Source organism: Nocardia sp. CA-290969, from assembly GCF_050936135.1.
In the GTDB taxonomy this organism is placed as follows: Bacteria; Actinomycetota; Actinomycetes; order Mycobacteriales; family Mycobacteriaceae; genus Nocardia.
Genome location: NZ_JBNJNJ010000001.1, coordinates 5,393,651 through 5,406,272, shown reverse-complemented (window position 1 = coordinate 5,406,272; position 12,622 = coordinate 5,393,651). Strand labels below are relative to the sequence as shown.

At 69.6% G+C, this 12,622-nt stretch carries 16 protein-coding genes; 8 read left to right on the top strand and 8 right to left on the bottom strand.

Annotated features, from left to right (window positions below):
• Nucleotides 1-70: 70 nt before the first annotated feature.
• Both ACQEVO_RS24795 and ACQEVO_RS24790 read left to right on the top strand, forming a co-directional pair.
• Nucleotides 71-1,273 (top strand): cytochrome P450, encoded by a 1,203-nt coding sequence (locus ACQEVO_RS24795; protein WP_432917586.1) that lies wholly within the window; start codon nucleotides 71-73, stop codon nucleotides 1,271-1,273.
• Between the two features lie 261 nt (nucleotides 1,274-1,534).
• Nucleotides 1,535-2,155 (top strand): antibiotic biosynthesis monooxygenase, encoded by a 621-nt coding sequence (locus ACQEVO_RS24790; RefSeq protein WP_432917583.1) that lies wholly within the window; start codon nucleotides 1,535-1,537, stop codon nucleotides 2,153-2,155.
• 37 nt (nucleotides 2,156-2,192) lie between these two features.
• Here ACQEVO_RS24790 and ACQEVO_RS24785 read toward each other — a convergent pair whose 3' ends face one another.
• Nucleotides 2,193-2,585: a winged helix-turn-helix transcriptional regulator gene (locus ACQEVO_RS24785; RefSeq protein ID WP_432917580.1), complete on the bottom strand. Its 393-nt coding sequence runs from the start codon at nucleotides 2,583-2,585 to the stop codon at nucleotides 2,193-2,195.
• 79 nt (nucleotides 2,586-2,664) lie between these two features.
• Here ACQEVO_RS24785 and ACQEVO_RS24780 point away from each other — a divergent pair, with 79 nt between their 5' ends.
• On the top strand, nucleotides 2,665-3,075 hold the full coding sequence (locus ACQEVO_RS24780) for a RidA family protein (protein WP_432917577.1): 411 nt from the start codon (nucleotides 2,665-2,667) through the stop codon (nucleotides 3,073-3,075).
• A gap of 34 nt (nucleotides 3,076-3,109) precedes the next feature.
• Here ACQEVO_RS24780 and ACQEVO_RS24775 read toward each other — a convergent pair whose 3' ends face one another.
• Entirely contained in the window at nucleotides 3,110-4,462 is a 1,353-nt protein-coding gene (locus tag ACQEVO_RS24775) for a PucR family transcriptional regulator (RefSeq protein WP_432917574.1), read from the bottom strand.
• 237 nt (nucleotides 4,463-4,699) lie between these two features.
• Between ACQEVO_RS24775 and ACQEVO_RS24770 the strand changes: the two genes are divergently transcribed.
• The 3 genes from ACQEVO_RS24770 (at nucleotide 4,700) to ACQEVO_RS24760 (ending at nucleotide 6,628) form a co-directional block, all read left to right on the top strand.
• Nucleotides 4,700-5,479: a MerR family transcriptional regulator gene (locus ACQEVO_RS24770; RefSeq protein ID WP_432917571.1), complete on the top strand. Its 780-nt coding sequence runs from the start codon at nucleotides 4,700-4,702 to the stop codon at nucleotides 5,477-5,479.
• 6 nt (nucleotides 5,480-5,485) lie between these two features.
• The gene (locus ACQEVO_RS24765) at nucleotides 5,486-6,271 is read left to right on the top strand and encodes an adenylate/guanylate cyclase domain-containing protein (RefSeq protein WP_432917568.1); all 786 of its coding nucleotides are present in this window, start codon (nucleotides 5,486-5,488) and stop codon (nucleotides 6,269-6,271) included.
• Nucleotides 6,272-6,346: 75 nt separating this feature from the next.
• Nucleotides 6,347-6,628 carry a hypothetical protein gene (locus ACQEVO_RS24760; RefSeq protein ID WP_432917566.1) on the top strand — a complete coding sequence of 94 codons (282 nt, stop codon included), beginning with the start codon at nucleotides 6,347-6,349 and terminating at the stop codon, nucleotides 6,626-6,628.
• A gap of 6 nt (nucleotides 6,629-6,634) precedes the next feature.
• On the opposite strand, the gene ACQEVO_RS24755 is transcribed toward ACQEVO_RS24760, so the two are convergent.
• From ACQEVO_RS24755 to ACQEVO_RS24745, 3 genes are all read right to left on the bottom strand, one after another.
• Nucleotides 6,635-7,309 carry a dienelactone hydrolase family protein gene (locus ACQEVO_RS24755; protein ID WP_432917564.1) on the bottom strand — a complete coding sequence of 225 codons (675 nt, stop codon included), beginning with the start codon at nucleotides 7,307-7,309 and terminating at the stop codon, nucleotides 6,635-6,637.
• 21 nt (nucleotides 7,310-7,330) lie between these two features.
• Complete coding sequence (locus tag ACQEVO_RS24750; protein WP_432917561.1) at nucleotides 7,331-7,516, bottom strand: hypothetical protein; 186 nt, start codon at nucleotides 7,514-7,516, stop codon at nucleotides 7,331-7,333.
• Nucleotides 7,517-7,824: 308 nt separating this feature from the next.
• The gene (locus ACQEVO_RS24745; protein WP_432917559.1) at nucleotides 7,825-8,652 is read right to left on the bottom strand and encodes an NAD(P)H-binding protein; all 828 of its coding nucleotides are present in this window, start codon (nucleotides 8,650-8,652) and stop codon (nucleotides 7,825-7,827) included.
• An 88-nt stretch (nucleotides 8,653-8,740) separates the two neighbouring features.
• Here ACQEVO_RS24745 and ACQEVO_RS24740 point away from each other — a divergent pair, with 88 nt between their 5' ends.
• Nucleotides 8,741-9,142: a winged helix-turn-helix transcriptional regulator gene (locus ACQEVO_RS24740; RefSeq protein ID WP_432917556.1), complete on the top strand. Its 402-nt coding sequence runs from the start codon at nucleotides 8,741-8,743 to the stop codon at nucleotides 9,140-9,142.
• On the opposite strand, the gene ACQEVO_RS24735 is transcribed toward ACQEVO_RS24740, so the two are convergent.
• On the bottom strand, nucleotides 9,139-9,969 hold the full coding sequence (locus ACQEVO_RS24735) for an SGNH/GDSL hydrolase family protein (RefSeq protein ID WP_432917553.1): 831 nt from the start codon (nucleotides 9,967-9,969) through the stop codon (nucleotides 9,139-9,141). The two genes, ACQEVO_RS24740 and ACQEVO_RS24735, sit on opposite strands and share 4 nt — an antisense overlap.
• 153 nt (nucleotides 9,970-10,122) lie before the next feature.
• Here ACQEVO_RS24735 and ACQEVO_RS24730 point away from each other — a divergent pair, with 153 nt between their 5' ends.
• Entirely contained in the window at nucleotides 10,123-10,683 is a 561-nt protein-coding gene (locus ACQEVO_RS24730; RefSeq protein WP_432917550.1) for a TetR/AcrR family transcriptional regulator, read from the top strand.
• A gap of 251 nt (nucleotides 10,684-10,934) precedes the next feature.
• Here the strand turns inward: ACQEVO_RS24730 and ACQEVO_RS24725 are convergent, their stop codons facing one another.
• Both ACQEVO_RS24725 and ACQEVO_RS24720 read right to left on the bottom strand, forming a co-directional pair.
• Nucleotides 10,935-12,113: an RNA polymerase sigma factor gene (locus tag ACQEVO_RS24725; RefSeq protein WP_432922982.1), complete on the bottom strand. Its 1,179-nt coding sequence runs from the start codon at nucleotides 12,111-12,113 to the stop codon at nucleotides 10,935-10,937.
• Nucleotides 12,113-12,520 carry a YciI family protein gene (locus ACQEVO_RS24720; RefSeq protein ID WP_432917547.1) on the bottom strand — a complete coding sequence of 136 codons (408 nt, stop codon included), beginning with the start codon at nucleotides 12,518-12,520 and terminating at the stop codon, nucleotides 12,113-12,115. Before ACQEVO_RS24720 ends, ACQEVO_RS24725 begins: the two co-directional genes overlap by 1 nt.
• Nucleotides 12,521-12,622 lie beyond the last annotated feature (102 nt).

Below are 12,622 nucleotides of genomic sequence, written 5' to 3'. Positions count from 1 at the left end.
AACACTTACCCTGGCTAAGTAAGCAATCGCTTACATTCCGGGGATTTCCGGAGCCGGGGAAGGAGATCGCATGACCGTGAACACCGAGGTGCGCAGCTACCCGTTCGGCGCGCCCGTCCGCCTCGATATGGACCCGCTCTACGCGAAACTGCGCCGCGAGGAACCCGTCAGCCGGGTAGAGCTGCCCTACGGCGGGCAGGGCTGGCTGGTGACCCGCTACGACGATGTCAGAACAGTGCTCGCCGACCCCAGGTTCAGCCGCGCGGCCACCGTCGACCGGGAGGACGTTCCGCGCGCCACCCCGGCCCCCACCCGCCCCGATTCGCTGTTGAGCATGGACCCGCCGGAACACAGCAGGCTGCGCAAACTGGTTGCGAAGGCGTTCACCGGCCGCCGGGTAGCGGAACTGCGGCCGCGCACCCGCCGGATCGTCGACGACAAACTCACCGAACTCGAACGCCACGGCGCACCCGCCGACCTGGTACAGGGTTTCGCGCTGCCGCTCCCGGTCACCGTCATCTGCGAAATGCTCGGGGTGCCCCCGCAAGACCAGCATCGGTTCCGCGACTTCTCCGACGCGATCCTGTCCACCACCGCCTACACCCGCGAGCAGATCGAAACAGCGCGCGATTCGCTCGAGACCTACCTGGCCGAACAGGTCGCGCTGCGCCGCGAACGGCCCACTGACGACCTGCTCGGCGCGCTCGTCGCGGCCCGGGACGACGAGGACCGGCTGAGCGAGCGGGAACTGGTCAACCTGGGTGTCGGGATCCTGATCGCGGGCCACGAAACCACCGCGAACCAGATCGCCAACTTCACCTATGTACTGCTCACCCAACGCGAATACTGGGACCAGCTGCGCGCGGACCCCGAGCTGATCCCGGGCGCGGTGGAGGAACTGCTACGGCACACCCAGCTCGGGGCCGGCGGTGGGCAGCCGCGGATCGCGACCGAGGATGTCGTGCTCAGCGGGGTCACGGTGCGGGCGGGCGACGCGGTGTTCGTGCACACCCAGGCCGCCAACCGCGACGAATCCGTTTTCGACGACCCCGAAACGCTCGATCTCACCCGGCGGCACAATCCGCATGTCGCCTTCGGGTACGGGGCGCATCATTGCCTCGGCGCCCAGTTGGCCCGGGTGGAGTTGCAGGTCGCGCTAGAGGCGCTGGTGGAACGCTTCCCCGGCCTCCGTCTGGCGGTGCCCGTCGAAGAGATCCCGTGGAAATCCGGGTTGCTGGTGCGCGGTCCGGAGAAACTACTCGTCGCCTGGTGACGGTCGCCCGATGTCGCCGTGGCCAGGTGTCCGCGGCGACGAACCTGATCCGCCGCGACGAGCGGGGCCCAGTGGCCGGTAGCGGGGCTGAGTGGCCGGTAGCGGGCCTGCGCCGGACGCGCATCCCGGCGATTGTCGCGTCGGCGCCGGTGTGGCCGGAGTTCGTGACCGCGCCTCTTGCCACCGGCAGTAGTGGGGGAGCAGGGTGAAGGGCACCGGTGGCGCCACCGGGCGCTGCCCCGAGCAGAGAGGGGGTGGATCGTGTTCGCGCGATCTACCACTATCCAGGCGCAACCCTCCGCTGTCGATGCCGGTATCGCGCATATGCGCGATACCGTGTTGCCGGCCTTACAAAAAATCCCCGGGTGTATCGGGATGTCGCTGATGGTCGACCGGGCCACGGGCCGCAGCATCGCCACGAGTGCCTGGGAATCCGAGGACGCCATGCTCGACAGCCGGGAAAGGGTCGGCCCCCTTCGTGACCGTGCCCTCGCGACCTTCGGCGGCAGCGCACAAATCGAGCAATGGGAAATCGCCGGCCTGCACCGAGCCCACCATGCGGGCGAAGGCGCCTGTGTGCGCGCGACCTGGGTGAAAACCGATCCGAGCCGGATCGATACCGCCGTGGATATCTACAAGCTGAGCACGCTGCCCGCCATGGAGGAACTGGACGGGTTCTGTAGCGCGAGTCTGATGATCAACCGGCGGGCCGGGCGGGCAGTATCGTGCACCAGCTACGACAGCGCCGAGGCGATGCGTGCGAGCCGTGAACAGTCGGCTTCGCTACGTGTCGACGCCGCCCGGCAGACCGGTGTCGAGGCGCTGGATGTGCGGGAGTTCGAGCTGGCCTTGGCTCATCTGCGGGTTCCCGAGTTGGCCTGAACCCGGCCGTAATCGCCGCTGCCACCGGTATCCGGTCTCAGCGCGGTGGTATTTCCGCTGTGTCCGGCCGCTCGTCGAACTCCGTGCGGGCGCGTTCGACCGCCGGCAGGGTGGTGGTCGCCCAGCGCAGGAGCGCGTCGATCAGGTCCTGCAACGTCCGGCCGAGGGGTGTGAGGCGATATTCGACGGCGACCGGCCGGGTGCTGGTGACGATGCGCTCGATCATGCCGTTACGTTCCAGCCTGCGCAGTGCGGCCGTCAGTGACTTCTGGGTGACCACCGGGATGGTCCGGCGGAGTCCGTTGAAGCGCAGTGGCCCGTGCTCGCACAGCGTGTCGAGGATCTGTAGCGACCATTTGTCGAGCACCTGGTCGAGCAGGTCGCGATGCTGCTGGGTGAGCTGCGGGGCGGGGGCGGCGGTTTCCGTCATGAAACCTAGTCTCGTTGAAGTTCCCTTCGGGCACCAGGTAGACATCGGATACCTGATTCGAGCACCGAAAGGCTTCCCCATGGCAGTGCAGTTGCTGACCCCCGAAGGTATGTTCGCTCCCGTTCCGTACCACCACGTTTCGATCGGTGCCGGTGCGCGCCACGTACATGTCGCCGGCCAGATCGCGCGCGACGCCGACGGCAACCCCGTCGCACCCGGCGATCTTGCCGGCCAGCTCGCCCACGCCCTGCGCAATACGGCCCGCGGCCTGGCGGGCGCGGGCGCCACGTTCGCCGATGTCGTCCGGCTGCGTTTCTTCGTCACGAACTGGACCCCGGACAAGTACGGCGAATTCATCGCCGGTCTCGAAAGCGTGGTCGACGAACTGGCGATCCCCCAGCCGTTGCCGCCGCTGTCGGCGATCGGTGTCGACTATCTCTTCGAACCGGACGTCTTGGTCGAGGTCGAGGCCTACGCCGTGCTCGACTGAGGGTCGCCCGGGGACAGTTCCGGACAGATCCGGGTTATCCGGCAGCTGCCGCAATGGGCCTGCCGAGCGATCCGGACCTCGGCAGGAGGGCGGTGGCCGCACCCGGAACGGGCCGAGTGTGCCCGGGATTTTCGTGCGGCGCCGGGAAGTCCGATGTGGGCCGGCCGGTTTCGTAGGCGTGGGCGATCAGGGCGGCATGTAGATGCCAGAGGCCCTCGGCGCCGGCCGGGTCGAGTCCGGTGAGGCGGGCGATCCGGCGCAAGCGGTGATCGATGGTGTTGGCGTGCACGTAGAGGGCGCGGGCGGTGCGCTGGCGGTTGCGGTCGTTGGCCAAGTGCATGGCCAGGGTCTGTAGTAGTTCGGGCTGGGTGAGCAGTGGTTCCAGGGATTTCGCCAGGTGCTGCCGCGCCGGGCCCGGGCGGGTGATCTGGTATTCCACGGCGAGATCGGCCATCCGGTACAACCGTGCGGGCCGGTGCAGGCGCTGGGCGAGGTCGAGCAACTCGTGGGCGCGCCGGGTCGCTTCGGGAATCTCGTCGCGGCCCGCGTGCACCACGGTGACCAGCGGTGGACTGCCCAGCGCCAGCCGCAGGCGTTCGAACAGCTGTGTGGCGGTGGCGTCGTCGTGCGGTGCGCAGGGAACCAGGACGGTACCGCCTTCTTCGCTGAGCCGGGCCAGCGGCGGATCGTCGTCGAGGGTGAGTTCGGCGCGCACCCGCCGCAACCGGCGCCGGGCATCGGTGGAGCCGCCGGGCTCGGTGCCCTCCTGCGACACGCCGGTGAGCGCCAGGGCGAACACCGCGTAGGCCTCCGCATCCCGGAAACCGCATTCGCGCGCCATCTCCGCGGTGCTGGTGCCCGCGATCAATGCACAGGCCAGCGCCTCGGCGCCGGCCTGGCGCATGGCGGTATGGACTCGCAGCTCGCGGACGTAGGCCCGGCTGAAGGTGGTGATGACGCTGTCGAGAACCTCGGCCAGCCGCCGGCTCGCGACTACCAGCGCTTGGCTGTCGGTGCCGTGGGCGTGCCGGGCGAGGAGATCCAGGACGAACCGGAAACCCAGATGGGTGGCGTGTTGTACGGCTTCCAGCGCGACGCCGTCCGCGGCCCAGTCGGCGATCGTGTTGCGCACCGGCTCCGGTATCCGGTCCACCGGGCGGCCTTGTAGTACCGCAGCCACCAACTCCAGGCAACCGGCCACCACCTCGGCGGCTTCGCGACGCGCCACCCCGCACGGCATCATCGCCGCGGGCGTGGCACCGTCGCCCGCACCGGCGAGGTGGTCCAGTAACTGCTGGGAGAGTCGCCGGGGCCGGGGCAGGTGCTCGACCGCCGGCATTCCGGCGATCTCGAGTTCGCACGTTGCTCGAGAGCTGTTCGTCAGCACCGACTCGGCCTCCTTACCGCCGAATGCACGGACCCCCATGCGCCGGCTCGGTCTCCGGCACCCCTCTATATCAGTAAGGACTGTAACCGACGGTGACTTGCCCCACAACTGTCCCGGTTGTCACCCGATTATCGGGGCCTGACGGTCCGATGTGCGGTATCTGAATCACCATCTACTGAGACAGTGTGGCTAAGATTGCGCTACTCGGCTCGCAGACCGTGAGCGGGAGGGATGACGATGACGCCACGCACACAGGAGTACCGGGTCACGGAGCTGGCCGAGGCCGCCGGCGTCGCGGTGCGCACAGTGCGCTACTACCAGGACCGGGGCCTGCTCGACGCGCCGCGGCGGCAGGGCCGGCACGCCGTGTACAACCAGGCCCACCTGGAGCGGTTGCGCCTCATCGCCGACCTGCTGAGTCGCGGCCACAGCCTCGACGGTATCGCCGATCTGCTGACCAGCGCCGAACACGGCGGCGGGGTCTCGGAACTACTCGGTTTCGAATCGGCGGCCGCACAGGCATGGGGCGACGGGGAAGTGACCCTGGACCTCGAACAGATGCTGTCCCGCTTCGGTGAGCAAGCGACACCCGAGGCGATCGCCGAGGCGATCGAGCTGGGTTATCTGCGTATCGAGGACGACCGTTTCGTCTATTCCAGTGGCCGGCTGCTCGAGGCCGCCACCGCGATGGTGACCGCGGGTATCCCGTTGCGGTCGATCCTGGCGTTGAGCTGGGAACTGGAAGCGGCCTTCGATCGGATGGCGTTCGCGTTCGTCCGGGAATTCCGGGTCAACCTGGTGAACCCGGTGCTGGACAACCCCGCACCCGAGCGGCTCAACGAGCTGGCGGGCACGCTCGGCGGATTACGCCCGGCGGTCCGCCAGGTCGCCGACGAACTGCTCGCCCGGGCCATGGACCGCCGCATTCACGCCGACCTGCCCGAGGTCTCCCAGCAGTTGAGCGAGGCCACCCATGCCGACCCGGCCCGCGCCGCCGGCGCCGCCACGCCGCGGTAGACGCCGATGCTCGAATATGTCCTCGCGGTAGTCGTGGTGGTGCAGGCCGCCGGCCTGATCGTGCTGTGGCGGTTGCTGGTACGCAGCCGGCGTGAGCTCGCCGAGCGGCAGCGCCGCCCCGATACCCGGCAACTGCTGATGGACAGTGGCCGGGAAGCGGTGAAGACGGTATGGCAGACCGCGAGCCTGGTGCGCCGCAAGGGTTTCCGCGCGGCGGTGCTCAGCTCGATCGAGGATCTGGCGGGCTGGGCCCAGGTGGAACGCCCGGATCTGGCGCGGCTCACCGCCGAGGGCAATGTGGTGATCGCCTTCTCCGATATCGAAGGCTCCACCGCGCTCAACGAACGACTGGGCGATCGAGCATGGGTCGCGCTGCTCGGCCGGCACGACCGGCTGATCCGCAAATACGTCACCGCGCACGGCGGGCACATCGTGAAAAGCCAGGGCGACGGCTTCATGATCGCCTTCGGTGACGCCGAACAAGCCGTGCGCTGTGGCCTGGACGTACAGGGCGCCCTCGGCGCGATCGCCAAACCGGTGGCCAGTGTCCGGGTGCGTATCGGTATCCATATGGGCAGATCGGTCCGCCGCGGCGACGACCTGTTCGGCCGGAACGTGGCGATGGCCGCCCGCGTCGCCGCGCAGGCGAACGGTGGCGAGGTATTGGTCAGCGAGGCGGTACGCGACGCGGTATCCGGGCGGCCGGATATCGCGGTCACCGCCGCCCGCGAAGCCGAACTGAAGGGCTTTCGCGGCACCTACCACCTCTACGCGGTCGCCCGGGGCGAGTGAAAGCCGGCGTGGCAGGTCTCCGGAAGTCCGCAGCGGATCGTGTTTCCGGCGCAAGGCTCGGGGCATCCGGGGCGCATGGATATCGACAATGCTCCGGAGCACGGTGACGAGCGGCAGTCACGAACACAGGTCGATGCCGCACAACTGCGGCGGCTGCTCGGGTCGGCACCGGACAGCTGCCTGGAACTGTCCGAGGGCCGGCTGCGGATACGCGGCGCTGCCCCGGACGACGGCGACGGTTTGGTCGTGGTCACCCGGGCCGACCTGGTCGCCCGGGTGGGGGAGCATCCGGAGGAAGCGGTGCTGACCACGCAGGCCGCCCTGCTCGACAGCGAGATCGGGTCACTCGGCGCCTGACGGGAATCAGGACGGCGGACTCGGCGCGGGCGCGGTGCCGAGGTTGCCGCGGAACCAGTCGGCCGCGAGGCCGGCGACCTGGTCGAGCGCTCCGGGTTCTTCGAACAGATGAGTAGCGCCCGGCACGATCTTCAGCCGGGGGCCGACGGTCATCCGCTCCCGGGCCTGGCGGTTGAGGTCGAGCACCGTCTCGTCGCGGCCGCCGACGATCAGCAGGGTCGGCACCCGGACCCGGCCGAGCGCGTCGCCGGCGAGATCGGGCCGGCCGCCGCGGGAGACGACGGCATGCACCGCCGCGGGGCGTTGCGCGGCGGTGCGCAAGGCGGCCGCGGCGCCGGTGCTGGCACCGAACAGGCCGATCGGGTTTCCGGAGGTGTCCGGCCGGTCGGACAGCCAGTCCACGGTGCCCGCGAGCCGCGCGGCCAGCAGCGGGATATCGAAGCGGAGTTCCCGGGTCTGCTGGTCGTGTCGCTCTTCCTCGGCGGTGAGCAGATCGAGCAGTACCGTGCCCAGGCCGGACCGCTGGAGTACCTCGGCCACGTACCGGTTACGTGGACTGTGCCGGCCGCTACCGCTGCCGTGCGCGAAAAGCACGATTCCGCAGTCGCGGGTGGGTAGGCACAGCCGCGCCTCGAGCTCCACCGCCGCGAGTGGAATCCGCACATCTTCGTCGACGAACACGCTGCCTCCCCGGGCTCGGAATCAACTCTGGCTCGCCGCCGCCGGCAGGCGCCACCCGTCACCCCGGCAACCGAACGGCAGTTCCGGAAGGGCGCGGCCGGCGATGTCGGCGTCATACGTGTGGCCGCAGCCGGTGTCGCATTCGTAGGTGCCGCGTACCGGGGCCGGCTGGCCGGGCCGCAGCACGATGTTCGGGTCGAGTTGCACCCTGAGTTCCTCCTGCCTGCCGCCGTCCGGCCCGGAGTGCCCGGACGCCGAGAACCCGCAATCGTGCTGTGCGGGGTACCCGGGATCCGGCCGTTCCGATCGCTCGACTGAGGCCTTACCACCGATTGCGTGAGGCAAACGATGATGACTGCGATCCACCTGCCCGCCCCGCGCCACCCCGCCCCGCGCCACCCGGCCCGCGCCACTCCAACCCGGCGCCACCCCTCAGCGCGCAGCACCGCACCCGCCCCGCGCCGCATTGGACCGTCGCCGCCGGCCGACGTCACGGCCGGGCGGGACCGTTGTGCCTACTTGAAGGCCGCCGCATGGCGTGCCGCCCATTCGGCGAAGGTGTGCGGCGGCCGGCCGACGATCTGCTCGACGTCCGGGCTGACCTGCTGTAGGGTCGGCACCGGGTTGCCGAGCATATCGAGCGTGGATTCCACCACCGGCTCGGGCATGAACTGCGTCATCCGCGCGTGCGCCTGGGCGCGGGACAGTTCCGTGAACCGCACCGGTTCGCCCAGTACCGTGCCGAGCGCGGCGGCCTGCTGGCGGGGCGACACCGGTTCGGGGCCCGTCAGCTCGTAGGTTTTGCCGTCGTGCCTGTCGTCGAGCAGCGCCGCGGCGGCCACCGCGGCGATATCGGCGGGGTCGATCACGGGCAGCGCTACATCGGCGAACGGCGCCGCGATGGCCCGTTCGGTGCGCACCGATTCCGCCCATTGCAGGGCGTTGGAGGCGAAGTTGCCCGGTCGCAGGATCGTCCACGCGATCCCCGACTTCTCGACCGCGTCCTCGGCGTCGGAGGGGTGATTGCCGGTGCCCACGCCCTGCGAGGACACCAGCACCACGCGTTGCGCACCCGCCTCGCGGACCACCTGCACCACCTCGGCGAGAACGCCTCCGGCGCCGAGGTATTCGCCGGACGTCAGGAGGAATACCGTGTGCGCGCCTTCGACGGCCACGGCCAGGCGGTTCGTATCCAGGAGGTCGGCCTGCCGGTGTTCTACGCCGGCCGGGAGGTCCGTCGCCCGCACTGTGCGCGAAACGGCGCGGACCTGCGCGCCCGCCGCGGCCAGCGTCTGCACCAGCGGCTGTCCGATATTGCCCGTCGCTCCGGTCACCACGATCATGTTCGTTCCTTTCGATTTCGGTGACCCGAAGCTACTATCTGAAAGACAGTAGGTACCTAGAGGAAAGTAATGGAGGTAGACCCCTATTGTGACCGAAGACACAGCGTGGGAACCGCGCGCAGACGTGGCGCCGGAGAACGCCTGCCCCATCGCGCCCGTGGTCGACGTGGTGTTCAGCCGCTGGACCACGCCGATCCTCTGGGTGCTGCACTACCGCGGCCCGCAGCGTTTCGTCGAACTCCAGCGCCTGATCACCACGATCTCCCCGAAGGTCTTGACGGAACGGCTCCGGCAGCTCGAACGCGACGGATTGATCACCCGCACCTACTATCCGGAGGTCCCACCCCGCGTCGTCTACGAGATCAGCGAGCTGGGCAGCAGCCTGGCCCCGCTGTTCGCCGCTCTTGCCGAATGGTCGGGCAATCTCGGTGCGGTCGAGCGGTCGCGACAGGCCTACGATGCCGCGAAACAGGCACGTCGCGCCGGCTAGCGGCCTGCCGCGGTACCGGGGACGGCGGACCGCAGCCATTCGGCCGTGAGATCGGTGAGGATCGCGCCGCCGCGATCGCTGAGATGGATGTGGTCGACGAAGAATTCGAGCCCGTGGCTGTGTGCCACGCGATCCCAGCTCTGCCGCAGCAGGTGGTGCCGGGCCGCCGCCCGGAAGGCGAGCCCGAACCCGAATTCGTAGGTGGTCTCGGGATTCTCGCGCTGCCGGAGCTGGTCGGCGATCCGTTCGTGGAAGGGGAGATAGCCGGCACCCGCGTGCGCGGCGACCTCGGTGACGGCCCGGTTGTACTCGGCCAGGCGCTGATTGATACCGGCGCCGAGATCCTCACCCAGCGGCGGTACGGAGATCAGCGCGACCCGCGCGGTGGTCTCGGTGGTGAGGCGCTCGACAATCGCGGTGAGGTTCGCGCGATAGGTCTCCACGGGGACGCCGTCGCGGACGTCGTTGGTGCCGACGAGGATCAGTACTGCGTCCGGATGGCAGGCGACGATATCGGTACCGGCCCGTTCGCGTAGATCTCCGCTGGTGTTGCCGTTGATGCCGGCGTTGACGAACCGGTGGCCGGCGAAATCCGGCCGGGTCCGCAGGGCGCCGACCCAGTCCGCGCCGAGCGTGCCCCGGGTCATACTGGCGCCTGCCGCTACCGCAACGGGGCCGTCGGCCGGTGCGCCTTCTCGGCAGGCCTGGGCGGGTGTGTCGACCGGCGATCGAACGAACGTGAGGTAGCCGACCGTCGCGCCCGCGGCGAGGACCGCGGCCAGCGCCACGGACGCCGCGGTGATGATCATTTTCTTGCTGATCCGCATATCAGGACCTCGCGGTGGCGGAATGGCCGATGGCCGCGCCGAAGTCGTTTATCCACATGGTGAAACCTCCAGGTGAAGCTTGGTTAGTGAACACTAGCCACCAGCATGGGCTAGTGTTTACTAACCTGTCAAGCGCGGCGGAAGGAGAGCAGGTTGAGCACCCGGGAACGGATCCTGGACGCCGCAGCGGACATCCTTCGCACCCGTGGCGTCGTGCACGCCACCACCAAGGAGATCGCCCAGGCCACCGGCGTTTCGGAGCCCACGCTCTACAAGTACTTCGGCGATAAGGAACGGCTGCTGCTCGCGGTGCTGCGGGAGCGGGTGCCGGGGCTGTCGCGGCTCGATATCCGCCCGGGGGCCGGCGAGATCCGGGACAACCTGGCCCGGCTCGCACAGGCGGCGCTCGACTTCTACCGGCAGACGATCCCCATGCTGGGCGCGCTGCTGGCCGACCCGCAGCGCATGGCGGCGCACCGGGTCGCGATGGACGAACTCGGTGCCGGCCCCGACAAGGCGGTCGCCGGATTCGCGACCTACCTACGCGCCGAACAAGCCCTTGGCCGCCTCGCCACCGGTGCCGACCCGGACGCAGCCGCCGCCCTGCTGATCGGGGCATGCTTCCACGAAGCGTTCCTGGACTACTACACCGGCGGGCGCGCCGGCCCTGCAGCGGACGACCTCGTCGATGCCGTCATCAGCCCGCTGCTGTGACCGGCCGGCCGGAAACCGTCATATCCGGTGGTCCGCTCGTGGACGGGAAGCACGCGCGGCCTGCCCCGGTGACCACGGCCGCGTGAGCGGCGGCGGACGGCCGTGCGCCGGACGTCAGGGGTCGACCGGCGGACGGGGCCGGCGCGCGTCAACTGCCGCCGCCTCCACGTGAGCTGTTGCGGCGGCGTGCCCCGGGGCTTGTGCTCGTCTGTGCAGCGAGGTGGCGCTACCGCTGCGGTTTGCCGCACTACTCACGGCGCGTCGCCGGCCTCCCTGGTGGGTCCTTGCCGGAGGGTGGCGGCGCGGAGTGTGAGGTGATTGCGTTCGGCGAGGTTCTGGGCCTGCGCCGCGGCTTCCACATAGAGCCGCGCCGCCGTGGTGATGTCACCGGCCTTTTCGTGGAGGTAGGCGGCGGATGCGGTGTAGCGCGGGAGTTTCGGGTCGAGTTCGGCCAGCACGGCCAGGCCCGCCTGCGGCCCGTCCGCCTCGCCGACCGCGACGGCCCGGTTGAGCCGGGCGATCGGGCTGTCCGTGATCGCGACCAGTTCGTCGTACCATTCGACGATCTGAACCCAGTCGGTTTCCCCGGCGGTCTGCGCGTCCGCGTGCAGCGCCGCGATCGCGGCCTGGGCCTGGTATTCGCCGAGCCGGTCCCGGGCCAGCGCCGCCTGCAGGATGACCACGCCCTCGGCGATCAGGTCGCGGCGCCACAGTTCGCGGTTCTGCTCGGCCAGCGGCACCAGGCTGCCGTCCGGGCGGGTGCGGGCCGGACGCCGGGCGTGGTGCAGCAGGAACAGCGCGAGCAGCCCCGCGACCTCCGGATCGCCGGTGGTCGCGGCGAGTTGCCGGGCCAGCCGGATCGCCTCCGCGGCGAGGTCGATATCGCCGCTGTAGCCCTCGTTGAACACCAGGTACAGCACCCGCAGCACGGTGTGCAGATCGCCGGGGGTATCCAGCCGGACCGCGCTCACTGTGCGTTTGGCCCGGCTGATCCGCTGGGCCATGGTGGCTTCGGGTACGAGATAGGCCTGCGCGATCTGGCGGGTGGTGAGGCCGCCGACCGCGCGCAAGGTCAGGGCGACGGCCGAGGCGGAGGTGAGACTCGGGTGGGCGCAGAGAAAGTAGAGCCGCAGCGTTTCGTCCACCGAGGCGACCGGTTCCGGCGCGGGTTCATCGGCGAACCGCAGCTCGCGGTTGCGCCGCGCGGTCTCGGAGCGGGCGAGGTCGAGGAAGCAGCGCCACGCGGTGGTGATCAGCCAGCCCTTGGGGTCGTCGGGGCGGCGGTCCGGCCAGGTATCGACGGCCCGCAGCAGGGCCTCCTGCACGGCGTCCTCGGCGGTCGCGAAATCCGCCCCGCGGTGGACGAGGGCCGCCAGGACTCCGGGAATGAGATCCCGCAGCCGGCCCTCGTCCAGCGCGTCGGCGGCCATCACTCGGTGACGGTCGGCGGGGCGGTGAGGAACGGCCGGACCTCGAGCCACTCGTGGATGGGCTTGCCGCCCGCGCCGGGCGCCGCGGACAATTCGCCGGCCAGTTCGACCGCGCGGTCGTAGGAATCCACGTCGATGATCATCCAGCCGGCGATCAGGTCCTTGGTCTCCGCGAACGGGCCGTCGGTGACGGGCGGTTTGCCCTCGCCGTCGTAGCGGACCCACGCGCCCTCCGGGGCGAGCGCCTGTCCGTCCACGAACTCACCCGTGCTCTCGAGCTTGTCCGCGAAATCCTGCATGTACTTCATATGCGCCTCGATCTCGGCGGGCGTCCACCGATCCATCGGCACATCGTTGACCGCCGCCGGGGCGCCGCGGTAGTGCTTGAGGAGCAGGTACTTGGCCATGGGATTCTCCCTTCGGATGTCCGACCCTGGTTGGTCGATCACACCTGGGACGGAGCTGTCATGACGTTCTCGACATCGCCGGCGAATTTTTTCCGAGATTTT